The sequence below is a fragment of the Streptomyces sp. NPDC057900 genome, assembly GCF_042887885.1.
Lineage (GTDB): Bacteria > Actinomycetota > Actinomycetes > Streptomycetales > Streptomycetaceae > Streptomyces.
In genome coordinates this window covers 156,723-181,250 of the sequence record NZ_JBHVOI010000005.1, presented here as the reverse complement: position 1 = coordinate 181,250, position 24,528 = coordinate 156,723, and the positions used below count along the sequence as shown (strand labels likewise).

The 24,528-nt window shown below is 71.2% G+C and carries 24 protein-coding genes; 18 read left to right on the top strand and 6 right to left on the bottom strand.

What is annotated here, in order from left to right; translation table 11 throughout:
• Positions 1–31: 31 nt before the first annotated feature.
• The 9 genes from ACFVQ0_RS21080 to ACFVQ0_RS21040 all read left to right on the top strand — a co-directional run bounded on the left by ACFVQ0_RS21080 (position 32) and on the right by ACFVQ0_RS21040 (position 5,220).
• Entirely contained in the window at positions 32–712 is a 681-nt protein-coding gene (locus ACFVQ0_RS21080; protein ID WP_390090133.1) for a DUF2637 domain-containing protein, read from the top strand.
• 20 nt (positions 713–732) lie between these two features.
• Complete coding sequence (locus ACFVQ0_RS21075) at positions 733–921, top strand: mobile element transfer protein (protein WP_327336842.1); 189 nt, start codon at positions 733–735, stop codon at positions 919–921.
• Between the two features lie 14 nt (positions 922–935).
• Positions 936–1,220: a hypothetical protein gene (locus ACFVQ0_RS21070; RefSeq protein ID WP_390090131.1), complete on the top strand. Its 285-nt coding sequence runs from the start codon at positions 936–938 to the stop codon at positions 1,218–1,220.
• A gap of 90 nt (positions 1,221–1,310) precedes the next feature.
• Positions 1,311–1,490 (top strand): hypothetical protein, encoded by a 180-nt coding sequence (locus ACFVQ0_RS21065; protein WP_390090129.1) that lies wholly within the window; start codon positions 1,311–1,313, stop codon positions 1,488–1,490.
• A 5-nt stretch (positions 1,491–1,495) separates the two neighbouring features.
• Positions 1,496–1,696, top strand: a complete 201-nt coding sequence (locus ACFVQ0_RS21060) for a hypothetical protein (protein ID WP_390090127.1) — start codon at positions 1,496–1,498, stop codon at positions 1,694–1,696.
• Positions 1,693–2,358, top strand: a complete 666-nt coding sequence (locus ACFVQ0_RS21055) for an SAM-dependent methyltransferase (protein WP_390090125.1) — start codon at positions 1,693–1,695, stop codon at positions 2,356–2,358. The genes ACFVQ0_RS21060 and ACFVQ0_RS21055 overlap by 4 nt, the downstream gene beginning before the upstream one ends.
• Complete coding sequence (gene repSA / locus ACFVQ0_RS21050) at positions 2,355–3,764, top strand: replication initiator protein RepSA (protein ID WP_390090123.1); 1,410 nt, start codon at positions 2,355–2,357, stop codon at positions 3,762–3,764. The genes ACFVQ0_RS21055 and repSA overlap by 4 nt, the downstream gene beginning before the upstream one ends.
• Positions 3,761–3,955 carry a helix-turn-helix transcriptional regulator gene (locus ACFVQ0_RS21045; RefSeq protein ID WP_390090121.1) on the top strand — a complete coding sequence of 65 codons (195 nt, stop codon included), beginning with the start codon at positions 3,761–3,763 and terminating at the stop codon, positions 3,953–3,955. Before repSA ends, ACFVQ0_RS21045 begins: the two co-directional genes overlap by 4 nt.
• Complete coding sequence (locus ACFVQ0_RS21040; protein WP_390090119.1) at positions 3,955–5,220, top strand: tyrosine-type recombinase/integrase; 1,266 nt, start codon at positions 3,955–3,957, stop codon at positions 5,218–5,220. The genes ACFVQ0_RS21045 and ACFVQ0_RS21040 overlap by 1 nt, the downstream gene beginning before the upstream one ends.
• 77 nt (positions 5,221–5,297) lie before the next feature.
• Here the strand turns inward: ACFVQ0_RS21040 and glnA are convergent, their stop codons facing one another.
• Positions 5,298–6,659, bottom strand: coding sequence for a type I glutamate--ammonia ligase (gene glnA / locus ACFVQ0_RS21035; protein WP_073735717.1), 1,362 nt, complete (start codon positions 6,657–6,659; stop codon positions 5,298–5,300).
• 244 nt (positions 6,660–6,903) lie between these two features.
• On the opposite strand from glnA, the gene ACFVQ0_RS21030 reads away from it, so the two are divergent.
• The 6 genes from ACFVQ0_RS21030 to ACFVQ0_RS21005 all read left to right on the top strand — a co-directional run bounded on the left by ACFVQ0_RS21030 (position 6,904) and on the right by ACFVQ0_RS21005 (position 12,893).
• A complete protein-coding gene (locus ACFVQ0_RS21030; protein ID WP_390090117.1) occupies positions 6,904–7,590 on the top strand; it encodes a DUF3105 domain-containing protein in 687 nt (228 codons plus the stop codon).
• A complete protein-coding gene (locus tag ACFVQ0_RS21025; protein ID WP_390090115.1) occupies positions 7,587–8,318 on the top strand; it encodes a DUF305 domain-containing protein in 732 nt (243 codons plus the stop codon). The genes ACFVQ0_RS21030 and ACFVQ0_RS21025 overlap by 4 nt, the downstream gene beginning before the upstream one ends.
• Before the next feature lie 137 nt (positions 8,319–8,455).
• Positions 8,456–8,881 carry a CBS domain-containing protein gene (locus ACFVQ0_RS21020; RefSeq protein ID WP_390090113.1) on the top strand — a complete coding sequence of 142 codons (426 nt, stop codon included), beginning with the start codon at positions 8,456–8,458 and terminating at the stop codon, positions 8,879–8,881.
• 87 nt (positions 8,882–8,968) lie between these two features.
• Positions 8,969–9,409, top strand: a complete 441-nt coding sequence (locus ACFVQ0_RS21015) for a DUF6153 family protein (RefSeq protein ID WP_390090111.1) — start codon at positions 8,969–8,971, stop codon at positions 9,407–9,409.
• Positions 9,410–9,469: 60 nt separating this feature from the next.
• Positions 9,470–11,047, top strand: a complete 1,578-nt coding sequence (locus ACFVQ0_RS21010; RefSeq protein ID WP_390090109.1) for a multicopper oxidase family protein — start codon at positions 9,470–9,472, stop codon at positions 11,045–11,047.
• 91 nt (positions 11,048–11,138) lie between these two features.
• Complete coding sequence (locus tag ACFVQ0_RS21005; RefSeq protein ID WP_390090107.1) at positions 11,139–12,893, top strand: NAD+ synthase; 1,755 nt, start codon at positions 11,139–11,141, stop codon at positions 12,891–12,893.
• Between the two features lie 9 nt (positions 12,894–12,902).
• Here the strand turns inward: ACFVQ0_RS21005 and ACFVQ0_RS21000 are convergent, their stop codons facing one another.
• From ACFVQ0_RS21000 to ACFVQ0_RS20985, 4 genes are all read right to left on the bottom strand, one after another.
• Positions 12,903–14,162: an MFS transporter gene (locus ACFVQ0_RS21000; RefSeq protein WP_390090105.1), complete on the bottom strand. Its 1,260-nt coding sequence runs from the start codon at positions 14,160–14,162 to the stop codon at positions 12,903–12,905.
• A gap of 137 nt (positions 14,163–14,299) precedes the next feature.
• Positions 14,300–15,331 carry an endonuclease/exonuclease/phosphatase family protein gene (locus ACFVQ0_RS20995; protein ID WP_390090103.1) on the bottom strand — a complete coding sequence of 344 codons (1,032 nt, stop codon included), beginning with the start codon at positions 15,329–15,331 and terminating at the stop codon, positions 14,300–14,302.
• Positions 15,332–15,521: 190 nt separating this feature from the next.
• Positions 15,522–16,214: a TetR/AcrR family transcriptional regulator gene (locus tag ACFVQ0_RS20990; protein WP_390090101.1), complete on the bottom strand. Its 693-nt coding sequence runs from the start codon at positions 16,212–16,214 to the stop codon at positions 15,522–15,524.
• Between the two features lie 83 nt (positions 16,215–16,297).
• The gene (locus ACFVQ0_RS20985) at positions 16,298–17,914 is read right to left on the bottom strand and encodes a DHA2 family efflux MFS transporter permease subunit (protein WP_390090099.1); all 1,617 of its coding nucleotides are present in this window, start codon (positions 17,912–17,914) and stop codon (positions 16,298–16,300) included.
• 187 nt (positions 17,915–18,101) lie between these two features.
• Here ACFVQ0_RS20985 and panB point away from each other — a divergent pair, with 187 nt between their 5' ends.
• The 3 genes from panB (at position 18,102) to ACFVQ0_RS20970 (ending at position 20,996) form a co-directional block, all read left to right on the top strand.
• The gene (panB, locus tag ACFVQ0_RS20980; RefSeq protein WP_390090097.1) at positions 18,102–18,998 is read left to right on the top strand and encodes a 3-methyl-2-oxobutanoate hydroxymethyltransferase; all 897 of its coding nucleotides are present in this window, start codon (positions 18,102–18,104) and stop codon (positions 18,996–18,998) included.
• 121 nt (positions 18,999–19,119) lie between these two features.
• Positions 19,120–20,136, top strand: coding sequence for an ATP-binding cassette domain-containing protein (locus ACFVQ0_RS20975; RefSeq protein WP_311306017.1), 1,017 nt, complete (start codon positions 19,120–19,122; stop codon positions 20,134–20,136).
• Positions 20,133–20,996, top strand: coding sequence for an ABC transporter permease (locus tag ACFVQ0_RS20970; protein ID WP_390090094.1), 864 nt, complete (start codon positions 20,133–20,135; stop codon positions 20,994–20,996). Before ACFVQ0_RS20975 ends, ACFVQ0_RS20970 begins: the two co-directional genes overlap by 4 nt.
• A 45-nt stretch (positions 20,997–21,041) precedes the next feature.
• Here the strand turns inward: ACFVQ0_RS20970 and ACFVQ0_RS20965 are convergent, their stop codons facing one another.
• A complete protein-coding gene (locus tag ACFVQ0_RS20965; RefSeq protein ID WP_390090092.1) occupies positions 21,042–24,425 on the bottom strand; it encodes a BTAD domain-containing putative transcriptional regulator in 3,384 nt (1,127 codons plus the stop codon).
• Between the last annotated feature and the right edge of the window lie 103 nt (positions 24,426–24,528).

Sequence of the window (24,528 nt, the reverse complement as noted above, 5' to 3'; positions counted from 1 at the left end):
CCGCACCACCCCAGATTGGAGGTGAACCCCGATGTCCCGAACCATCCGCATGGACGCCGTGCTGGTCCAGGCCGTCATCGCGGGCGCGCTGTCGTTCTCGCACCTGCATGACCTTGCCGAAGCGGCCGGACAGGACGGCTGGAAGGCGTGGGCCTACCCGATCAGCGTGGACCTGCTGCTGGTCGCTGCCTGGCGCCGGATGCGTGCCACAGCAGGCAACCGCCCGGCCTGGGTCTGGTTCGTCATCGCCCTGACCGCATCCCTCGGCGCGAACATCGCGACCGCCGGAATGCTCAACCTCGGCAACACACCGGCCTGGCTCCGCATCCTCGTCGCCGGCTGGCCCGCCCTCGCCTTCCTCGGCGGAACACTCCTCGCCCACACCCCCGCACCCACCCCGGCCGAGCCCGAACCGGCCACGGCTGCACCGCTGCCCGCTCCCGAGCCCGAAACAGTCCCGGACGTCACGGTGGAACGCATCCCCGAACCGGCCCCCGAACTCACCCCCGCACCGGCTCCGGACTCTGCCCCGGCTTCGGTTGCGGTGTCTGGTCCGGCGGTGGCTGTTCCGCCGGCACTGCTCGATCACGCCCGGAAGGTCGCCCACACCCACCACGCCACGACCGGCAACCACATCGACACGGAGACCCTGCGTGCTCGCCTCGGTGTCCCCGCACCGCTGGCCGACGCCATTACCGCCCAACTCGCCTAACAAGAAAGGAAGTTCACGCCATGGCGCGTCCGAACCGCTTCACCGACGTGATCCGTATCGGCCCCGTCCAGGTCGGCACCCACTACGACGGCCGGGGCCGCACCAAGCACACCGCCGCCTGCACCGCCCCCGGCTGCAACTTCTCCGCCGACTACCACGGCCGGGCCGCCGCCGAACTCGCCGCCCGTACCCACCGATGCAACCCCTGACCGGAGGTGACCTCGTGCGCTACCCCGAAGACCAGTTCAACGCCGGTCACATCCCGGCGGACCTGCTCGGACAGCTCCCGGCCGGCACCGACCCGAAACAGATCGTCATCGTCCGGACCGCACCCCGCAACTACACCGGACCCATCCTGCTCGCTCTCACGACGACCGGCGGCATCGCTCTGATCATTTTGATGATCGCCGTGACGATCCACGTGTTCGCCGCCGCGACCGTTGCGGTTCTCTCCGCCAGCGGTGGCCTCGGCCTCACGCTCAAGCGCTCCTCGCACCACAGCAAGTAGCCCCCGGGGCGGCCTCAACCGCCAAGTTTCCGCCGCCCCGGGCGCCTCAACACCTTCCAGATCACGCAGACCCGAAAGGGAAACACCATCATGCACCAGCACACCCCGCCCCGGCCCATCTGCACCCACTGCGACGGCTTCCCCACCGTCGCCATCACCACCGGCCAGACCACCCCCACCGGCCACCGCGAGACGGTCACCGCGACCTGCCACCCCTGCAACGGCACCGGCCACACCACCCCCCGCACCCACGCCCGGATCGGAGCGTGAGCCCGGTGACTGACCTGACCCCCACCCCGGACCGCCCCGGGCTCCACGTCAGCAAGCCGTCCCCGAACGCCCCCGCCACCGGATCTGCCGTGTGCCACTGCGGCGCCTCGGCCACCGCCAAGGGTGACGCCCAGGTACGCGCCCTGGTCGAGGGCTACACCGCCAACCACGGCCCCGCCCACAACAAGAACGGCGGCAACCGATGAACACCACCCCGCTCCGCACACTGCGCGTGCTGGACCTGTTCTGCTGCCAGGGCGGAGCCGGTATGGGCTACCACCGCGCCGGATTCGACATCACCGGCATCGACCTCGCCCCGCAGCCCCGCTACCCCTTCCGCTTCATCCAGGCCAACGCGCTCGACTACGTCCGCGAGCACGGAGCCGAGTTCGACTTCATCCACGCCTCCCCGCCCTGTCAGCGCTACAGCCGCGCCCAGAAGATCCAGCACCGCGAACACCCCGACCTCATCGCCCCCACCCGCGCCGCCCTCGAAGCAACCGGCCGCCCCTGGGCCATCGAGAACGTAGAAGAAGCGGCCTCGGAGCTGCGTGACCCGGTGACCTTGTGCGCGGCTGCGTTCGGGATGCGGACCTACCGCCACCGCCTCTTCGAGACCGGCGGCGGCTTCACCTTCACCCCGCCCCTGCACCCCGCGCACTGGGCACCGCTGACCAAGATGGGCCGCCCCCGCGCCGCCGGGCACTTCGCGCACTACGTCGGCAACTTCTCCGGCGTCCAGGAAGCCCGCACCGACATGGACGTCGGCTGGATGAACCGGGACGGCATCCGCGAATGCATCCCCCCGGCCTACACCCAGCACATCGCCGCCGCCCTCCTGGTCTCCCGGCTGGGGGTGGCTGCGTGAGTGACACCGCCACCGCGGCGGGCCTGGACCCGGCCACCCTCACCGACGTGCTGAGGGTGGCCGGATCCACCGGCTTCGACCGCTGGAACGAACAGATCCGCCGCACCGGAGGATGCGCACAGCCCATCCACCTCACCGGCGCCACCAAGACCACCGACCGGGCAACCGGCACCCTGCTGCACCACTACACGACCGACACCGAGCCCGGCGGACTGTTACGCATCGCCTGCGGCAACCGCCGCGCCTCCCGCTGCCCCGCCTGCGCCTGGACCTACGCCGGCGACACCTACCACCTCATCCGCGCCGGACTCACCGGAAACCCCGACAAAGGCACCCCCCACACCATCCGCGACCACCCCCGCGTCTTCGCCACCCTCACCGCCCCGTCCTTCGGCCCGGTCCACAACCGGCCCGGAAACCGTCCCTGCCGCTGCGACACCCACCACCCGGAAACCGCCCCCGAACTCGGCACACCGCTCGACCCGGCACGCTACGACTACGCCGGGGCGGTGCTGTGGAACAACCACGCCTCCGACCTGTGGCGCTACTTCACGATCTACCTCCGCCGCGAAATCGCCCGCCGCGCCGGACTCACCCAGAAAGCAGCCCGCGAACAGTCCCGGCTGTCCTTCGGAAAGGTCGCGGAGTACCAAAAGCGCGGCGCAGTCCACTTCCACGCCGTGATCCGCTTCGACGGACCAGACGGCCCGGACTCCCCGCCCCCGCCCTGGGCCACCCTCGGCCTGCTCGACGACGCGATCCGCGCGGCCGCCGCCAGGGTCGAGGTCACTGTTCCCGCGAACGAGGAAGCCGGCTTCCCCGCTGAGTGGGTGCTGCGCTGGGGCACCCAGCTCGACGTCCAGCCCATCGGCGCGTTCGGCAACGGCGAAGACCTCACCGAACAAGCCGTGGCGTCCTACGTCGCCAAGTACGCCACGAAAGCGGCCGAGACGACCGGCACCGTGGACCACCGCATCGGCAACAAGGAATCCCTGATCCTCCTCGGCATCCCGGACCACCCCCGCCGGCTGATCGAAGCATGCCTCGACCTCCACCACGCCTACCCCGATCGCAAGCTCCGCGACTGGGCCCACATGCTCGGCTTCCGGGGTCACTTCTCCACCAAGTCGCGCAAGTACTCCACGACGCTCGGAGCCCTCCGACAGGTCCGCGCCGACTACCGCGCCGCCCAACAACGCACCGCCCTCGGCCTCCCGAACCCGGACGACCACCCCGAGGCGACCACGCTCACCCTCGCGCACTGGACCTACGCCGGCCACGGCCACACCCCCGGCGAATCCTGGCTCGCCGCCAACATCCACCGCGACATCCAACACAACCGCGACACCGCCCGCGAAGCACGCGCCGAACTCGAAGCGCTCGACGGATCGGAGGTGTGGGCATGAGGCGGGTGCTCCCCGATCGCTATCTGACGCCGGTCGATCTGGCTGACCTCCTGGGCGTCCCGGTCGAGACGGTCTACCAGTGGCGACGCAAGGAGACCGGGCCCCGCGGCTTCCGCGTCGGCCGGCACCTGCGCTACGACCCCGAGGATGTCCGCGCCTGGGTCGCTTCCCTCCTGGAAGGGGCTGCCTGATGGCCGGACACATCCAAGACCGCTGGTACAAGACCGAACCCGGACCGACCGGCAAGCCCGTACGCGTCAAGACCGACCGCCACGGCATCGGCCTGCGCTACCGCGCCCGCTACATCGGCCCGGACGGCACCGAGAAGTCCAAGAGCTTCCCCGACAAGCAGAAGCGCAAGGCGGAAGCGTGGTTGATCAAGACCGCTGCTGACATGGAGAGTGGGCAGTACGTCGATCCGAAGTTGGCGCAGACCACGTTCCGGGAGTACGCCGAACGCTGGCTCAAGGCACAGACCTCGGACCCGGCGTCTCGGGAGTCGGTGAACTCGCAGATCCGGTTGCACGCGCTGCCCTACCTCGGGTCGCGGCCTCTCGGCTCCTTCAAGCCCGAGCACATCCGCGATTGGCTGGCTGAGCTGGAGCGTGCCATCCCGGCAACCTCGTACCGGCGCGTCATCTTCTCCAGCGTCTCAGCGATCCTCAACGCCGCCGTGGACGACGAGTACATGCGCAAGAACCCATGCAGCGCCAGCACTGTGCGGGCCCCGGCGCGGAACCCGCACCAGGTCGTGCCCTGGGCTGCGAACCGAGTCTTCGCCGTGCAGGCCGCGTTGCCTGAGCAGTACCGCGCCATGGTCGATCTCGGTGCGGGTTGCGGGCTTCGCCAAGGTGAGATCTTCGGCTTGGCGGAAGATGAGATCCGATTCGGCGCAGGCTGGGTCCACGTCGGGCGCCAAGTCAAGCTTATCAACGGCGAGTTGGTGTTCGCCTTGCCCAAGCGCCAGAAGGTGCGGGACGTACCCCTGTCGCCTCAGGTGGCCGACGCGCTGAGGAAGCACCTGGCAGACTTCCCTCCCGTGGCCGTGACCCTTCCGTGGGCACGCCCGGACGGGAAGCCGGTCACGAAGCGTCTTCTCTTCATCCGGCCGGACGGGAAGGGCGCGGTACGGCGTACCGACTTCAACACTCGGCTGTGGAAGTCCGCTCTGGTCGCGGCCGACGTCATCCCGCCGGCCGAACCGGGCAAGCGCCATACGGCCGCACGAGAGCACGGGATGCACGCACTGAGGCACTTCTACGCCTCCGTGCTCCTGGACGCTGGAGAGAACATCAAGGCGCTGAGTACGTACCTCGGACACACCGATCCCGGGTTCACCCTGCGGACCTACACCCACCTGCTTCCGAGCAGCGAGGGACGGGCCCGCATCGCCATGGACAAGGTGTACTTGGGCCGCCCGTTCGGGCTTGACGGCCCACAGACGGCCCAGGGCTGATCATGACTGCGGGCGGGTCACCTCGGTTGAACCGGGTGGCCCGCCCGCTTTCTGGTCTCTGAGCGCCTGACCTGCGCCTACAGCACCGGCAGCAGGTTCTTCAGCTCGAAGGCGGTGACCTCGCTGCGGTACTCCTCCCACTCCTGCTTCTTGTTGCGGAGGAAGAAGTCGAAGACGTGCTCGCCGAGCGTCTCCGCGACCAGTTCGCTCTTCTCCATCAGCGAGATCGCCTCGCCCAGGTTCTGCGGGAGCGGCTCGATTCCCATCGCGCGGCGTTCGGCGTCGGACAGGGCCCAGACGTCGTCGTCGGCGCCCGCCGGGAGTTCGTAGCCCTCCTCGATGCCCTTGAGGCCGGCGGCCAGCAGGACCGCGTACGTCAGGTACGGGTTGGCGCCGGAGTCGATGGAGCGGACCTCCACGCGGGCCGAGCCCGTCTTGCCGGGCTTGTACATCGGGACGCGGATGAGGGCGGAGCGGTTGTTGTGGCCCCAGCAGATGTACGAGGGGGCCTCGCCGCCGGCACCCGCGGCGCGGGAGGAGCCGCCCCAGATGCGCTTGTAGGAGTTGACCCACTGGTTGGTCACGGCGGAGATCTCCGCGGCGTGGGTGAGCAGGCCCGCGATGAAGGAGCGGCCGACCTTGGAGAGCTGGTACTCGGCGCCGGACTCGTAGAACGCGTTGCGGTCCCCCTCGAAGAGGGAGAGATGGGTGTGCATGCCGGAACCGGGGTACTCGGAGAACGGCTTCGGCATGAACGTCGCCTGCACGCCCTGCTCCAGTGCGACCTGCTTCATGACCAGACGGAACGTCATGATGTTGTCGGCGGTGGACAGCGCGTCCGCGTAGCGGAGGTCGATCTCCTGCTGGCCCGGAGCGCCCTCGTGGTGGCTGAACTCGACCGAGATGCCCATCGATTCGAGCATCGTGATCGCCTGGCGGCGGAAATCCATCCCGACGTTCTGCGGGGTGTGGTCGAAGTAGCCGGAACTGTCCGCCGGGGTGGGGCGGCTGCCGTCCACCGGCTTGTCCTTCAGCAGGAAGAACTCGATCTCCGGGTGGGTGTAGAAGGTGAAGCCCAGGTCCGAGGTCTTGGCCAGGATGCGCTTGAGCACGTAGCGCGGGTCCGCGAAGGACGGCGAGCCGTCCGGCATCAGGATGTCGCAGAACATGCGGGCGGTGCCGGGGGCCTCCGCGCGCCAGGGCAGGATCTGGAACGTGCCCGGGTCCGGCTTGGCGATCATGTCCGACTCGTAGACCCGGGCGAAGCCCTCGATGGCCGAGCCGTCGAAGCCGATCCCCTCGTCGAACGCCTGCTCAAGCTCGGCAGGGGCCACGGCCACGGACTTGAGATAACCGAGCACGTCGGTGAACCACAGCCGGACGAACCGGATGTCCCGCTCCTCAAGTGTCCTGAGGACGAATTCCTGCTGCTTGTCCATAGCCACATCCTTGCAGTTCAGACGGTCCGTGCACCACCGCCCGGGGTAGGGGAGACACTGCCAGTATCACGACCCGGGATTTCACCCAGATTACGCACACGACGTGAGATGGAGCACTCGGCCACCCACTACGATCGTCGGCCATGGTGTGCACGGGACGCGGCAGTCCGGCAACCGCCCTGCGCACACCGGATTCCCGACCCGTTCCAGACCCTCATCGCCCCTTCGCAGAAGGACCCACGACATGAGCCACGAGAGCCACGACCGCAGGACGCGCATAGAGCAGATGCGCAACGCCGACCGCACGCGGGACCGCCGCAACCGTGTGGTGGCCATAGGCCTCAGCGCCGTCGTCGTCGCAGGTCTCGTCGCTTTCGGCAGCTACACGCTGCTGGACAGGTCCGAGGCGTCCGCGGACCAGAAGTCCGCGGACGCGAAGGCGTCGGAGCGGCCCGGGGCGGACGGGAAGGACGCGGCCGGCAGCGGCATCGAGGGCGAGAAGAGCTGGGACGCGAAGAAGCTGACCCGCAACCACGTCACCAAGCCCGTCACGTACCCGATGAAGCCCCCGGTCGGCGGTGACCACAACCCCGTCTGGATGAACTGCGACGGGGAGGTATACAAGAAGGCGATCCCCGACATGAACGCCGTGCACTCGCTGGAGCACGGTTCGGTGTGGGTGACGTACACGGACAAGGCGCCGGCCTCGGACGTGGCCGAGCTCGCCGAGCGGGTCGGGAAGACCCCGTACTCCCTGATGAGCCCGTACGAGGACCAGGCCGCCCCGATCATGCTGAGTGCCTGGGGCAAACAGCTCACGGTGGACGGCGCCGACGACCCCCGGGTGGCGCGGTTCTTCTCCGCGTACGTGCAGGGGCCGCAGATGCCCGAGCCGGGCGCGTCGTGCACCGGCGGACTGGAGGCCCCGTGACGGATACGGGACGCACCCGGCGCACCCGTTGGGTGGCCGGTTCCGCCGTGGCGCTCGCGGTGCTGTTCGCGGGCGCCGCGACGGTGGCCTCGGCACGGGACGACGGGGCGGGCGAGCACACGAGCGCCGCCGGGTCCGCCCCGCGCACGCCCGCGACGGATTCGGCGGACGCCGGGTTCGCCCGCGATATGGCGGTCCACCACCAGCAGGCCGTGGAGATGTCCTTCATCGTCCGGGACCGTACGCGGGACGAGGACGTGCGCCGGTTCGCGTACGACATCGCCAACACGCAGGCCAACCAGCGGGGCATGCTGCTCGGCTGGCTCGACCTGTGGGAGCTGCCCAAGGTGTCCGCCGGGCAGGAGCCGATGGCCTGGATGGACGGGCAGCACGCGGGGCACGGCATGGGTGACATGGAAGGGATGGAGGGGATGTCGGGGCACGGGGGTGGTTACCAGGCCCACGACGGGTCCCTGATGCCCGGCATGGCCACCCGCACCGAGCTCGGCCGGCTCCGCGAGGCCAGTGGCAGACATGCCGAGGTCCTCTACCTCCAGCTCATGACGGACCACCACAAGGGCGGGATCGACATGGCGCGCGGCTGCGCGGAGCTGTGCACCGTGAAGGCGGAGAAGCGGCTCGCCCAGGGCATGGTCGACGCCCAGCGGTCCGAGCTGGACGCGATGGCACAGATGCTGGCCGCGCGCGGGGCCGCACCCCGCGCCTGACCGGCACGGTGAAGGTTCCCTCGCGCCTCAAGTGCACCCGAATGGGTGACAGCGCTCGCGTACCCCGAACGGGCCCCCCACGATGGGTTCGCTCGGGGTCGTAGAGCAGTGCCCACCGGCACGCAGGAGGAACCCCCATGACCACCGCCAAGGAAATCATGCACACCGGCATCACCTGGATCCCGGCGCACGAGACCCTCGACCGCGCCGCCCAGCTGATGCGTGAGCACAAGGTCGGCGCGCTGCCCATCTCGGCCGAGGGCGATCAGGACCGGATGATCGGCATCCTGACGGACCGCGACATCGTGGTGGACTGCGTGGCGATGGGCAAGGACCCGTCGAAGGTGACCGCGGGCGACCTCGCGCAGGGCACGCCGCGCTGGATCGACGCGGGCGCGGAGGTGGAGGACGTGCTGCACGAGATGCAGGACCACCGGATCCGGCGGCTCCCCGTGGTCGAGAACAAGAGGCTGATCGGCATGATCAGCGAGGCCGATCTGGCGCAGCACCTCTCCGACGACCAGATCGCCGGCTGGGCCGAGAAGGTCTACTCCCGCAACTGACCCGGCCGGCCCGGCGCGCCCGTCCCCCGCCGCGCGGGGTGGCGGGCCACCGTCGTTTATATACCCGGTAGGGGTAGGGTGGCCGCCATGTCCGGGACGAGGAGTGCGAGGTACGGGCAGCTGCTGCTGTTCGCCGCGCTGCTCTTCGGGATCTTCACCATGCACACCGTCGGTCACCCGGCGGAGCACGGCGGGCAGGGTGCGGGCCCGGCGTCCCCGCACGCGTCGCACTCGATGTCCATGGCCGGTGCGGTGTCCGCCGACGCGGACACCCGGGCGGTGAACGCTCAGGCCCGGCACCCGGACCGTCCCGCGCCGATGCGGGGCATGGACCCGATGGCCGTCTGCCTCGCCGTGCTGTCCGTCTGGGGTCTCGCCCTGCTCACCGCCCTGCTGGTGGTGGCCCGGCGGCCCGCGGGCTCCCTGCCGCGGAACAGCGCGGCCCGTTCGGCGCGCTCGCCGCGGCCCCCTCCCCCGCCACGGCCGCGCAAGGCCCTCCTCACCGATCTGTCGGTACTGCGGATATAGGCGCACCGCGCCCCGTCCGCCCTTCACCACACCGACAACATCATTGAGGTGCACTCAGTCATGCCCGCTCAGCACACCCGACGCGCCGTGCTCGGCGCATCGATCGCCCTCGCAGGTACCGGAGTTCTCGCCGCCTGCTCCGACGGCGGCGGTACGCCGGACCACTCCGGTATGCGTCACGGCGGCCCGTCCGGCACCGCCGCCCCCGAGGGTTACGTGACCCCCGACGGCCCCGAGGTCGCGGCGGCCGAGAAGCGCCGGGGTTCCGGCCCCGTACGCGAGGTCTCGCTCACCGCCACCCCGTCCCGGCTCGACCTGGGCGGCGGGCACACCGTCAGCACCTGGGCCTACGGGGACCGGCTGCCCGGCAAGGAGGTGCGGGTCACCGCGGGCGACACGCTCGCCCTCACCCTCGCCAACCACCTTCCGCGGCCGACCTCCCTGCACTGGCACGGGCTCGCCCTGCGCAACGACATGGACGGGGTCCCCGGGCTGACCCAGCGGGCGATCGAGCCGGGCAAGGACTTCACGTACCGGTTCGCGGTGCCGGACCCCGGCACGTACTGGTTCCACCCGCACTCCGGTGTCCAGCTGGACCGAGGGCTGTACGCGCCGCTGATCGTCGAGGACCCGAAGGAGCCGCTCGCGTACGACAGGGAGTGGGTCGTCGTGCTGGACGACTGGCTCGACGGGGTGGACGGCTCCACCCCCGACGCGGTGCTCCAGGAACTCACCAAGGGGCACGGCGGGCACGCCATGGAGGACATGCCCTCGGCCGGTGCCGACGCAGATGCCGGATCCGGGCCCTCGCGCATGCTGATGGGCGCCACCAGCGAGCTGCTCGGCGGCGACGCGGGCGATGTCGGCTATCCGTACTACCTGGTCAACGGCCGTACCCCGCAGGACCCCGCCTCCTTCAGCGCGCGGCCCGGCGACCGGATCCGGCTGCGGATCATCAACGCGGGCGGTGACACCGCCTTCCGCGTCGCGCTCGGCGGTCACCGGATGACGGTCACGCACACCGACGGCTTCCCGGTCCGGCACACCACGACGGACGCCCTGCTGCTCGGCATGGGTGAGCGGTACGACGTGCTGGTGACCGCCGGGGACGGGGTGTTCCCGCTGACCGCGCTGGCCGAGGGCAAGAAGGTCTCCGCGATGGCGCTGCTGCGGACCGGGGGCGGGGCGGCGCCGGCGGCCGCTGTGCGGCCGAAGGAGCTGGACGGCCAGCTGGTGACGGCCGACCGGCTGGTCCCGGACGCGTCCGTGGCGCTGCCCGCCAAGGAGCCTGACCGGACGGCGCGGATCAGGCTGACCGGTTCCATGGCCGCGTACGACTGGGCGTTCGACGGGAAGCCGTACAGCGCGGACCAGCGGCATCCGGTGAAGGCCGGGGAGCGGGTCCGGCTGGAGTTCCGCAACGCGACCTCGATGTGGCACCCCGTCCATCTGCACGGGCACACCTTCGCGCTGGCCGGGAACGCCTCCGGGGCCCGTAAGGACACCGCGATCGTGCTCCCCCGGCAGACGCTCACGGTCGACCTCGACGCGGACAACCCGGGGCTGTGGATGCTCCACTGCCACAACCTGTACCACGCGGAGGCGGGCATGATGACGGTCGTCGGCTACCGGAGCTGACCGGCCGCCAGGCGGGACACCCGGCGGGCCGCACAGCCTTTCGCGCGGCCCGCCAGGACATCGCGTCAGTCAGACGATTACACTGGGCGGCGTGCCTCAACTACGCCTCGCACTGAATCAGATCGACTCGACCGTCGGTGACCTCGCCGGCAACGCCGAGGCGATCCTCCACTGGACCCGGCACGCCGCCGAGCAGGGCGCCCACCTGGTGGCGTTCCCCGAGATGGTGCTGACCGGTTACCCCGTCGAGGACCTGGCCCTGCGGTCCTCCTTCGTCGAGGCGTCGCGGGACGCGCTGCGCGCGCTCGCCGCCCGCCTCGACGAGGAGGGCTTCGGGGAGCTGCCGGTCGTCGTCGGATACCTCGACCGCTCCGAGTTCGCCGCGCCGCGCTACGGCCAGCCCGCCGGGTCCCCGCGCAACGCCGCCGCCGTACTGCACCGCGGCGGGATCGCGCTGAACTTCGCCAAGCACCACCTGCCCAACTACGGCGTCTTCGACGAGTTCCGGTACTTCGTGCCGGGCGACTCGATGCCCGTCGTGCGGGTGCACGGGATCGACGTCGCGCTCGCCATCTGCGAGGACCTCTGGCAGGACGGCGGCCGGGTGCCGGCCGCGCGGGCCGCCGGGGCCGGGCTGCTGCTCTCGATCAACGCCTCGCCCTACGAGCGGGACAAGGACGACACCCGGCTCGAACTGGTCCGCAAGCGGGCCCAGGAGGCCGACTGCACGACGGCCTACCTGGCGATGATCGGCGGCCAGGACGAGCTGGTCTTCGACGGCGACTCAATCGTCGTCGACAAGCGGGGCGAGGTCATCGCCCGTGCGCCGCAGTTCGCCGAGGGCAGCGTGATCATCGACCTCGATCTGCCGGCCGCCGCCGCCGACGCGCCTTCCGGCGTGGTGAACGACGGGCTGCGCATCGACCACGTGGTCCTCTCCGAGAAGCCGCTGCCGCCGTACGAGACGGAGCTGGCCGGAGGCTACGCGGACCGGCTCGACGACGACGAGGAGCTGTACTCCGCGCTCGTCGTGGGCCTGCGCGCCTACGCCGCGAAGAACGGCTTCCGCAGCGTGCTCATCGGGCTCTCCGGCGGGATCGACTCGGCGCTGGTCGCGGCGATCGCCTGCGACGCGCTGGGGGCGGAGAACGTCTACGGCATCTCGATGCCGTCGAAGTACTCCTCCGACCACTCCAAGGGCGACGCGGCCGAGCTGGCGCGGCGCACCGGGCTGAACTTCCGCACCGTGCCGATCGAGCCGATGTTCGACGCGTACATGGGTTCGCTGGGGCTCACCGGTCTCGCGGAGGAGAACCTCCAGTCGCGGCTGCGCGGCACGATGCTGATGGCCGTCTCCAACCAGGAGGGCCAGATCGTCCTGGCTCCGGGCAACAAGTCGGAGCTGGCGGTCGGCTACTCGACGCTGTACGGGGACTCCGTCGGCGCGTACGGGCCGATCAAGGACGTCTACAAGACGGCGATCTTCCGGCTGGCGAAGTGGCGCAACCGGGCCGCGGAGGAGCGCGGGCAGACCCCGCCGATCCCGGAGGCCTCCATCACCAAGCCGCCCAGCGCGGAGCTGCGGCCCGGTCAGGTCGACACGGACTCGCTGCCTGACTACGACGTGCTGGACCGGATCCTGGAGCTGTACGTCGACCGGGACCAGGGGCTCGACGCGATCGTCGCGGCCGGGTTCGACGCGGCGCTGGTCGCGAAGACGCTGCGGATGGTGGACACGGCGGAGTACAAGCGGCGGCAGTATCCGCCGGGCACGAAGATCTCGCCCAAGGGCTTCGGCAAGGACCGGCGGCTGCCGATCACGAACCGGTGGCGCGAGTCCGGCTGACGCCGGGGGTTACGCGCGGCTTCTGGCCCGTCCGGCCGAGGGTTCGTCCTCAATCGCCGGACGGGCTTGATTCTGCCCGTCGGCCGTCGGCGCGTTCCTGGCCCTGGCCACCACTGTCGACGGGGTCCGGTCTCGGTCCAGTACGCCCGCGGTGACCGCCACCGCGAGGCCGGCCACGGCGAGGACCGCGCCGACCAGGGCCGGGGACGTCCAGCCCCAGCCTGCCGCGATGGCCACGCCGCCCAGCCAGGCGCCACCCGCGTTGGCCAGGTTGAACGCGGAGTGGTTGGAGGCGGACGCCAGGGTCGGGGCGTCCTTGGCCTTGTTCATGACGAGCATCTGCAACGGCGTCGTCGTCATGAAGCCGACCCCGCCCAGCAGCACCACCATCACCAGCGCGGCCCACCGCACATGGGCGGCGAACGGGAAGACGACCAGGACGACCGCGAGCGCGCCCAGCGATCCGTACAGCGTGGGACGCAGCGCCCGGTCCGTGAGCGGTCCGGCGGCGAGCGCGCCCAGGGTCATGCCGATGCCGAAGAGCGCCAGCACCAGCGTCACGGAGGACTCCCCGAAGCCCATCGCCTCCGTCGTCATCGCCGAGAGGTAGGAGTACACGGCGAAGACCCCGGCGAAGCCGAAGACGGCGGTGAGCAGTCCGAGCAGCACCTGCCGGTTGCCCAGGGCGCGCAGCTCGCGGCGGACGTCCTGGTGGGCCTCGACCGGGATCTGCGGGACGAGCCGGGCGAGCGCGGCCATCGCGCCCAGCCCGATCAGCGCGACCACCAGGAACGTGGCGCGCCAGCCGAGGTGCTGGCCGAGCAGCGTGGCGGCGGGCACTCCGACGATGTTGGCGACGGTCAGGCCGAGGAACATCGTCGCGACGGCCCGCGCTCGGCGCCCGTCGGCCACCAGCCGCGCGGCGACGACCGCGCCGACGCCGAAGAAGGCGCCGTGCGGCAGCCCGGCCAGGATCCGGCCCGCGATCAGCCAGCCGAAGCCGGGGGCGAACGCGGAGGCGAGGTTGCCGACGGTGAAGAGCGCCATCAGCAGCAGGAGCATCCGCTTGCGCGGGACGCGGGAGCCGAGGGCGGTGAGCAGCGGGGCGCCGAGCACCACACCGATCGCGTAGGCGGACACGAGGTAGCCCGCCGTGGGGACGGAGGTGCCGAGGTCGTCCGCGACATCGGGCAGCAGGCCCATCATCACGAACTCCGTGGTACCGATGCCGAAGGCGCTCACCGCGAGGGCGAGCAGAGCCAGGGGCATGAGGAGAGACCTTTCCGAAGGGGGGCGGAGCACGCGGCGGCGGGCCGGCTCCATCGCCGGTCGGCTCGGAGCCTGTCCAGCGGATCGGAACAAATACTCTCAGATGGTTTATGCCGGGAGGTAAACGGACCGTGACGTCAGAGCTTGACGCGGGCGGCGATCGGGAGGTGGTCGCTGTCCGTCGCGGGCAGCGTCCAGGACGACACCGGGTCGACGCCCTTCACCATGATCTGGTCGATCCGGGCCATCGGGAACGACGCGGGCCAGCTGAATCCGAAGCCGTCACCGGCCGCGCCCTGGGTGGAGCGCATCTGGGAGGTGACCGCGTTGAGCGAGCGGTCGTTCATGGTGCCGTTGAGGTCTCCGAGCAGGACGACCCGGTCGAGCCGTTCGTCCGCGATGGCCTCGCCGAGCGCGTCCGCGCTCTGGTCGCGCTGGTTCGCGGTGAATCCGGCGTGCAGCTTGACCCGGACCGAGGGCAGGTGCGCGACGACGAAGCCGACGTCGCCCTTGGGCGTGGCGACGGTGGTCCGCATGGCCCGGACCCAGCCCATCTTGATGTCCACCGGGTGGGTGTCGCTGATCGGGTACTTGCTCCAGAGGCCGACGGTCCCCTGTACCGAGTGGTACGGGAAGCGCCCGGCGAGCGCCGACTCGTAGGTCTTCACCTTGCCGGCGGGCAGTTCCTGGAGGGCGATGACGTCGGCCCCGGAGCCTGCCACCTGTTGGGCGGTGCCCGCGGGGTCGGCGTTGTCCGCGTTGACGTTGTGGGTGGCGACGGTGAGGTCGCCGCCGCCGCCCGACTTGTCGGTGAGCAGTCCGCCGAACACGTTGAACCAGACGATGACCGGCAGCAGGAGCGCGATCAGCGCGGTCGCGGAGCGCCGCACCAGGCCCAGGACGAACAGCACGGGGACGAAGACGGCGATCCACGGCAGGAACGTCTCGGTGAGGCTGCCCAGGTTGCCGATGGTGTTCGGGATGTGGGAGTGCAGGAGCATGACGAAGGTCAGCAGGACGGAGCAGCCCGCCAGGACCAGCCCGCGCCGCCAGATGCCCCGGTCCCGCGCCAGCCGGCCCAGCCTGTCGCGCAGGTCCCGGAAGCGGGTGTCGGTGGGCTGCGGTCCTCCGCCGCCGTTCTCCGTGTCCGCCCTGTACGCCTGCACCATCGCGCTGTCCTCACTGCCTTGCCGTGCACATCGCCGCGCCAACGACCCTAGGCGATGAGCGACGCGATTCCCGCCGTCGACGACGGCCGTACTGCCACCAGGACGAACGAGGGGGCGCGGCGGGTTCCGGCGGGAGGCGGTCTGCGGGGGCTTGTGACAGAACGATCACACTCGTGGGGGTCCGGGCGCGTCAGCCCCGGTGCGCGGCGGTGCCGGGGCCGCCGCCCGGCGGGCGCGGCCCGACCCCCTCGACCAGCAGCTGGATGATGCGCTCCGTGAGGTCCTCTGGCAGCGGCGCGTCGGGCCGGTGGATGGTGCGGACGAGCATGGGGCCGACGAACATGTCGTCCATCAGCTCCACGTCCGTGTCGCCGCGCAGCTCACCGGCCTCGACGGCCCGCCGGACGGCCGCGAGCATGGCGGCCCGGCGTGGCGCTATGACGGTGCCCTGGTACTCGGCCCAGAGCCGGGGGTGGCTCTTCATCTGGGCGAAGACGTTGTGCAGGAGTACGGAGGAGCGCTGGGCGAGTCCGCGTCTGCGCATCGACTCCAGCAGGAGGCGCAGGTCCCCGAGGCCCGCCGTGCCGGAGACGTCGGGTTCCGGGGGCTCGATGTCGCGCAGGACGTCGACGAAGAGCTCCTCCTTGTCGGCCCAGCGCCGGTAGATGGTGGCCTTGCCGACCCCGGCGGTGCGGGCGATCCGCTCGATGGACAGGCCGGCGAGGGGTTCGCCCGCCTCCAGCAGATCGACGACGGCGTCCAGGATGGACCGCTCGGCCGCCGCGCTGCGCGGCCGCCCTCGGCGGGGCTCCTGGTCCTCACCGGGGTCGCGGTCGCGCTCGCCCGGGGCCCGCTCGTCCCGGTCCGCTGCCTGAGCCTGCACGTGAAACCACCTTTCGCCACCCCCGATTCTCCCCGAACGGGCCGGTCGCGGCGGCATCCCCCCGCGACCGGCCCGTTCCGGTGTCAGCGTGCCGCGGGCGCGGACACCGACGGATCCTCCTGGGCGCCGCCCTGGGCGGGCGGCCGCGCGGCGGGCGTGCGGCCCGGCAGGAACACCGCGACCACGATCGCCCCGAGGAAAGCGACGAAGGCCGAGCTGATGGCCGTGACGTGCATGGCACCGAGGAACGCGTCGTGCGCGGCGGCGACCAGCGGGGCGCCCTTCGGCCCCATCTTCTCCGCGATGCCGAGCGTCGCCTCGATCGACTCCGCCGCGGTGTCCCTGGCGGCGGAGGGGAGCGCCCCGAGGTGGCTCTCGATGTCGCTCCGGTAGACGGCGGAGAGCACGGAGCCGAGGACGGCGATCCCCAGCGCGCCGCCGACCTGGCGGAACGTGTTGTTGACGGCGGAGCCGGAGCCGGCCTTCTCGCGCGGCAGCGCCTGCATGACGGCGACGGTGACCGGCGGCATCACATGGGCCATGCCGGTCCCCTGCACGAAGAAGACCACACACATCAGCCAGACGGGGGTGTCGGCGTCGAACAGCGCGAACGCCGCGAGTCCGGCCGCGACCAGCAGCATGCCGACGGTGCACACGGCGCGGGCGCCGAACCGCGCGACCACCAGCCGGGCCCTGGGCGCGAAGACCATCTGGGCGATGGCCAGCGGCAGGATCAGCAGCCCGGACTGCAGGGCGCTCCAGCCTCGCACGCTCTGCATGTAGAAGGCGGAGAAGAACGTCACGCCCATCAGCGCGAAGAAGACCAGCGCGATGGCGGCGACGGCGGCGGAGAAGGCCGGCTTCCTGAAGTACGTGATGTCGATCGCCGGGCTGGCGCTGCGCTTCTCGTGGAGGACGAACACCACCAGGACGGCGAGTCCGCCGATGACCGGCAGGAGTACCGAGACGTCGGTGAAGTCGGCCAGTTCGCCGCCTCGGATGATCCCGTACACCAGCAGCACCAGGCCGATGATGGAGAGTACGACTCCGAGCGGGTCCAGGCGGCCCGGCTTCGGGTCCCTGGAGTCCGGTACGAGGATCAGCATCGCGATCAACGCGATGATCACGACGGGCACGTTGACCAGGAAGATCGAGCCCCACCAGAAGTGTTCGAGGAGCAGCCCGCCGGTGATCGGGCCGATCGCGATGCCGAGGCCGACGCTGCCCGCCCAGATGCCGATGGCCTTGGGCTGCTCGTCGCGCTCGAAGACGTTCATCAGGACGGCGAGGGTGGCCGGCATCACGAAGGCGGCGCCGAAGCCCATCACGGCGCGCCAGGCGATGAGTTCGCCGGGCGAGCCGGACATGGCGGCGAAGGCGGAGCCGATACCGAAGAGCACGATGCCCAGGAGGAGCATCTTCTTGCGCCCGATACGGTCGCCGAGCAGTCCTGCGGTGAAGAGCAGTCCGGCGAAGACGAGGGTGTAGGAGTTGATCGCCCACTCCAGCTCGCTCTGGGTGGCCCCCAGTCCGGTGGGTGCGGGGGAAGCGATCGTCTTGACGGCGACGTTGAGGATCGAGTTGTCCAGCACCACGATGAGCAGGCTGAACATCAGGACAACGAGAATCGCCCAGCGGCGGCGGTGGACCGCCTCCGGGACCTGGGGCACGACGGCGGGAGCGCCGGACGGTATGGACATGAAGGAAAGCCTAACCTCATTTCGATACGAGACCGTCTCGTATTGGAAAGTCTTTACCGGGTGAAATGGCACTCGGTGCCGGGCAGGTGCGCGGGCCCACTTCCCGTGACCGGCTCCGGGATGCCACCATGGAAGGGATCCGGGGACGCCGTCAGGGCGCCTCGAGATGACGAAGGAGCCGTTGGCCATGTCGCTTCAGGCTGCGCACAACCAGCCCGCCACACCCGCCACACCCCCCGCGGGAGCCCCCGCCGACAGCAGCAAGGCGCTGTACGGAGGAAAGAGCAACCGCCGCGTCACCGTCCACGACATCGCCGCCGCCACCGAGCGCGGCGAGAAGTGGCCCATGCTCACCGCCTACGACGCGATGACCGCGTCCGTCTTCGACGAGGCCGGCATCCCGGTCATGCTCGTCGGGGACTCGATGGGCAACTGTCACCTCGGCTACGAGACCACCGTGCCCGTCACGATGGACGAGATCGCCATCCTGTCCGCCGCCGTCGTACGGGGCACCAAGCGCGCCCTGATCGTCGCCGACCTGCCCTTCGGGGCCTACCAGGAGAGCCCTGTCCAGGCCCTGCGCAACGCCACCCGGCTGATCAAGGAGTCCGGGGTCGGCGCGGTCAAGCTGGAGGGCGGCGAGCGCAGCCACGAGCAGATCAAGCTCCTGGTGGACGCCGGCATCCCGGTGATGGCCCACATCGGCCTGACCCCGCAGTCCGTCAACGCGATGGGCTACCGGGTGCAGGGCCGCGGCGAGGAGGCCGCCCAGCAGATGCTGCGCGACGCCAAGGCCGTGCAGGACGCGGGCGCGTTCGCCGTCGTCCTGGAGCTCGTACCGGCCGAGCTGGCCGCCGAGGTCACCCGCACCCTGCACATCCCGACCGTCGGCATCGGCGCCGGTCCGGACACCGACGCCCAGGTGCTCGTCTACACCGACATGGTCGGGCTGACCGGCGGCAAGGTGCCGCGCTTCACCAAGCAGTACGCGAACCTGCGGCAGATCCTCGGCGACGCCGCCAAGGCGTACGCGGACGAGGTCGTCGGCGGCACCTTCCCGGCGCCGGAGCACACCTTCCACTGACCGGATCCCACCGCTCGTACGACCACTTCCGGCACCACCGACAGCCCGCCGACTTCCCCCGTCGGCGGGCTGTCGGCCGCTTGTCGGTGGGCTGTCGGTGGCGGCTGTTCTGATAGTGGACATGACGCGAATCGACAAGAACCCCAGGAGCGGCGGAAACGCCGTCGAGGTACGGGGACTGGTCAAGCACTACGGCTCGACCAAGGCTCTGGACGGCGTGGACCTCGACGTACGCGAGGGCACCGTTCTCGGCGTGCTCGGCCCCAACGGCGCCGGCAAGACCACTCTCGTACGCTGCCTGTCCACCCTGATCCTGCCCGACGCCGGACACGCGGTCGTGGCGGGCTACGACGTGGTGCGCCAGCCCCGCCAGCTGCGCCGCACCATCGGCCTGACCGGGCAGTACGCCTCGGTCGACGAGAAGCTCTCCGGCTGGGAGAACCTCTACATGATCGGGCGGCTGCTCGACCTGCCGCGCAAGAAGGCCCGCTCGCGCGCCGACGAGCTGCTGGAGCGCTTCTCGCTCACCGACGCGGCGAAGAAGGCCGCCATGGACTACTCCGGCGGCATGCGGCGCCGGCTGGACCTGGCCGCGTCCATGATCGGCAGCCCGGCCGTGCTGTACCTGGACGAGCCGACGACGGGGCTCGACCCCCGTACCCGTAACGAGGTCTGGGACGAGGTGCAGCGCATGGTCGCGGAGGGGGCGACCGTACTGCTCACCACCCAGTACATGGAAGAGGCCGAGCAGCTCGCCAGCGAGCTGACCGTCATCGACCAGGGCAGGATCATCGCCCGCGGCGGTGTCGACGAGCTGAAGGCCAAGGTCGGCGGCCGCACGCTGCAGATCCGCCCCTCCGACCCCGCCGAACTGGCCGCGATGGCACAGGCCCTGCGCGAGGCCGGTCTCGACGGCGTCGCGGGCGCGCAGGCCGTCCCGGACGAGGGACTGCTGTACGTACCGATCCTCAGCGACGAGCAGCTCACCGCCGTCATCGGCCTGCTCGGCACCCGGGGCTTCTCGCTGGCGCACGTCGCCACCGCGCTGCCCAGCCTGGACGAGGTGTTCCTCGCCATCACCGGCGGCAAGGCCACCGTCACCGAGACCGAGACGATTCCCCAGGAGGTCGCGGCATGAGCACGACGACTCTGACGCCCACCCCCGCCCCCACCGGCACGACGTCCGCCGCCCCCGCCGCGAAGCTCCACGACGAGGGCGGGATAGGACTCCGGAACAACCTGCGGCACATCGGGGCGCTGGTGCGGCGCAATCTGCTCCAGATCAAGAAGGATCCGGAGTCGATGTTCGACGCGCTCCTGATGCCGGTGATCTTCGTACTGCTCTTCGTGTACGTCTTCGGCGGTTCCGTCGGCGGCAGCATGGGCGGCGGCCGGCAGGAGTACCTGAACTACCTGATCCCCGGTCTGATGGCGATGATGGGCATGAACATCGCCATGGCCGTCGGCAGCGGTGTCAACGACGACTTCCGCAAGGGGGTCATGGACCGGTTCCGCACCATGCCGATCGCCCGGTCCTCCGTGCTCATCGCCAAGATCGTGGTCGAGCTCGGCCGGATGATGGTTGCCACGCTGATCCTGCTGGGCATGGGCTTCGCGCTCGGCATGCAGCTGCACGGCTCGGTGCTGGGGCTGATCGGCGCGATCGGACTGGCGGCCGCGTTCGGCGCCGCCATCATGTGGATCTTCATCCTGCTCGGACTGAGCATGAAGACGTCCCAGGCGGTCCAGGGAATGGGGATGCTCGTCATGATGCCGCTCCAGTTCGGCTCCTCGATCTTCGCCCCGCCGCAGACGATGCCCGGCTGGCTCCAGGCGTTCACCGACTACAACCCGCTGTCGAACCTGGCCGACTCGGCCCGCGGCCTGATGATGGGCGGCCCGCTCGGCCACTCGGTCTGGCTGACGCTCGGCTGGACCGTGGTGATCACCGCGGTGATGGCCCCGCTCGCGGTGTCCAAGTTCCGCAAGAAGTCCTGACCCGGAAGTCCTGAGACCTGAAGTCCTGAACCCGGCGGACGGGGATCAGTTCAGGTATGCCTCGACGAGAGCGGTGGCCTCCTTCACGGAGAGGCCGCCGCTCTCGGCGTACGCGGCCTCGAAGGCGGTGTCCCCGAGAGCGGCCCGGACCAGCTCCTCGGCCGCCTCGTAGTTCTCCCGCTCCATCGACGTCTGCACGTGCCCGCTCGGCAGCAGCTCCCGGCAGCCGGCCAGCAGCCGCACCGCAAGGGCCGCGGCGCGCTCCCCGCCGAGGCCGCCCAGCGCCCGCGCGGCGGTGACCAGGTGGGTCGCGGCCATGTGCGGCGCCACCATCTGCGACAGCGGGTCGCCGGACCGTTCCAGTGCCTGGCGGCTCCGGTCCAGGGCGTCCGCGTACAGCCCCTCCAGGTTGTCCAGCCAGGCGACCCCGCCCACCACGAAACCGTGGAACACCGCCTCTGTCTCCGCCGTGAACTCCTGGCACAGGGCGCCGAGGTGCACGCGGGCCTCGCCGGTTCGGCCGGACCGCCCCAGCCAGATGGCCAGGAAGAGCCGGGCGAACGACTTCGCCCCGTGCCCCACGTGCCACGTCTCCTCAAGCACCTCCCGCAGGATGGCCTCGCCCTCCGGGCCGCGGCCCAGCTCGGTCAGGGCGGCGGCGTACCGGGTGCGGAGCACCGACACCTGGGCCCGTGCGCCGATCTTCCGCGCGTAGCCGACGGCGGCCAGGTAGTCCTCGGCCGCCCGGCCGTAGTCGCCCCGCTTCTCGTTGGCCTCGCCCCGCGAGGAGAGCGCCTCCGCGACACCCCAGTCGTCCCCGAGCCGGAGGAAGATCTCCAGGCTCTCGTCGGCGTCCGCACGGGCCTCGCCCGCCCAGTCCAGCCGGTTGGCCAGCACGTTGGCGCGCATCTGGAGCGCCGCGGCCAGCTCCCACTCGTAGCCGAAGCCACGCGCGGCCCGGACCGTCTCCTCCAGCAGGTCGCGCAGTGCGTTCATGTCCCCGGTGACGAGCACCGCGAAGAACCAGAGCGAGGCCGGGAAGCGGCACGTCTGCGGCTGGCCCGGCCGGTAGGTGTGCGCGATGACGCGCAGCCGCGCCATGCTGTCGACGCTCGTCCACTCGTCCATGCCGTTGTCCGAGCTGACCATCCGGACCAGCGCCACCTGGCGCCGCGCCTCCTGGAGCAGCTCGGGGCTCATCGGCGGGGGCGCGTCGATACAGCGGTCGTGCAGGGAGGGCGCGGAGCCGCCGGGCGGGGCGAACGGATCGGGGCCGAGGCCGGAGGCGGCCTCGGCCCAGTGCTGGGCGTCGGTGCTCAGATCGCGTATGTGCCAGTACCAGGAGAGCGAGAGCACCATGCAGAGCGACTCCTGCTCGTCCCGTGCGGCGACGGCGCGCCGCAGGGCGGAGCGCAGGTTCTCGTACTCGTACTGGAACTGCTCGATCGCGGCGAGCTGTCCGGCGCCTCTGAGTCCGGGGTCGGTGGTACGGGCCAGCTCCCGGAAGAACACCAGGTGCTGACGCTCCACGGTCTCCCGCTCCGCCGCCTCGTCGAGCCGTTCGGCGGCGTACTCACCGACGGTCTCCAGGAGGCGGTAGCGCATCCGGCCGTCCGAGGCGGGGGCGGCGACGACGAGCGACTTGTCGACAAGTGAACCGAGCAGCGCGGCGACATCGTGCGCGTCGTCCGGCCGGTCGGCGCAGACGGCCTCCGCGGCGGCCAGGGTCCAGCCACCGGAGAAGACCGACATCCGGCGCAGGGCGGTGCGTTCGTGTCCGTCCAGGAGGTCCCAGGACCAGTCGACGACGGCCCGCAGGGTCTGCTGGCGCGGCAGTACGGTGCGGCTGCCGCCGGTGAGCAGCCGGAAACGGTCGTCCAGCCGGTCGGCGATCTGGCGCGGGGTGAGCATCCGGAGCCGGGCGGCGGCCAGCTCGATGGCGAGCGGCAGCCCGTCGAGACGGTGGCAGATCTCGGCGCAGGCGGCCGCCGTCCGCTCGTCCGCGTCGACCCGGAAGCCGGACAGCGCGGCGGCGCCCCTGTCCGCGAACAGGCGCAGCGCCATCGGGTCGGGCAGGGGGTCGACGGGCCGGACGAACTCGCCCGGCACACCCAGGGGTTCACGGCTGGTCGCGAGCACGGTGAGTTCGGGGCAGCGGGCCAGCAGGTGGTCGGTGAGGGCTGCGGCGGCCTCGATGACGTGTTCGCAGTTGTCCAGGAGCAGCAGCACGCGGCGCCCGGAGAGGTGTTCGGTGAGCCGGGCGAGCGGTTCGGCGCCGCCGCGTTCGACCGCCCTGAGCTCCTCCGCGCCCGCACCGCGCAGTACGGTCTCGCGGCCGCCGAGCGCGGTGAGGACGGCCTCCGGCACCGCCTCGGGGTCGTCGACCGGTGCCAGCTCGGCCAGCCAGACCCCGTCCGGCCAGGTGGCCGGGTCGACGGATTCGGCGGCCTCCTGGGAGAGCCGGGTCTTGCCCGCGCCGCCGGGGCCGAGCAGGGTGACGAGGCGGGCTTCCGCGAGGTCGCCGCGCAGGGTCTCGATATCGCCCTCCCGGCCGACGAAGCTGGTGAGCCTGGCCCGGAGGTTGCCGGGCGGGGCGACGGCGGGAGCGGCGGCGGGACGGCCCGGGGGCGTGCGGCGGTCAGCGGCCGTGCGGCGGTCAGGGGCTGCGGCGGCCTTTGCCGCAGCCTCGGGTATGACCGGAAGCACCGGCTCCTGGCGGAGCAACTCCGCGTGCACGGACTTCAGTTCGGCGCCGGGATCGACGCCGAGCCGGTCGGCGAGGACGGTACGCACCTCCTCGTACGCGGCCAGCGCCTGGGCGGTGCGTCCGGCGTCGCGCAGGGCGCGCAGCCGCAGTGCCTGGAGGGGTTCGTCGAGGGGGTGCTCACCGCAGAGCGCGGCCAGTTCCGGCAGCACCTGCTCGGCCCGGCCGAGGGCGAGCGAGGCGGTGAGCCGGGTGCGGCGGGCGTCGAGCCTGCGGGCGGTCCAGCGGGACGCTTCGGCGTGCCGGTCGGGCAGGTCGGCGAGGGCCGGCCCGCGCCACAGGCCGAGCGCGTCGTCGAGGACGCCCACGGCCTTGGCCGGATCGCCCTCCGCCAGGGCCCGCGCCCCCTCCCCCGCGAGCCGCTCGAAGCGGTACAGGTCGACGGTGTCCGGCTCGGCGGCCAGCCGGTAGCCGTTCTCCCCGGAGGCGACCGCCGCGTGCCCGAGCGCCCGGCGGAGCCGGCCCACGAGTGCCTGGAGGGCGCCCGGCGCGTCGGCGGGCGGGTCCCCGTCCCACACCTCGTCGACGAGCACGGCGGCGGGCACCGTCCGGCCGGCCCGCAGCGCGAGGACGGTGAGCAGGGCGCGCAGCCGCGCCCCGCCGACGGCGACGGCCGTGCCGTCGTCGCGGAGTGCCTGGGTGGTACCGAGAATGCTGTAGCGCACGCGCCCATTCTCCGTGACCGGGGCCGGAAGCGGGACCACGGCCCCGCCGGATGCGCGCGGGCCGCCCGCCGTACTGCCTGTCATGCCCCCACCCTTTACGGAA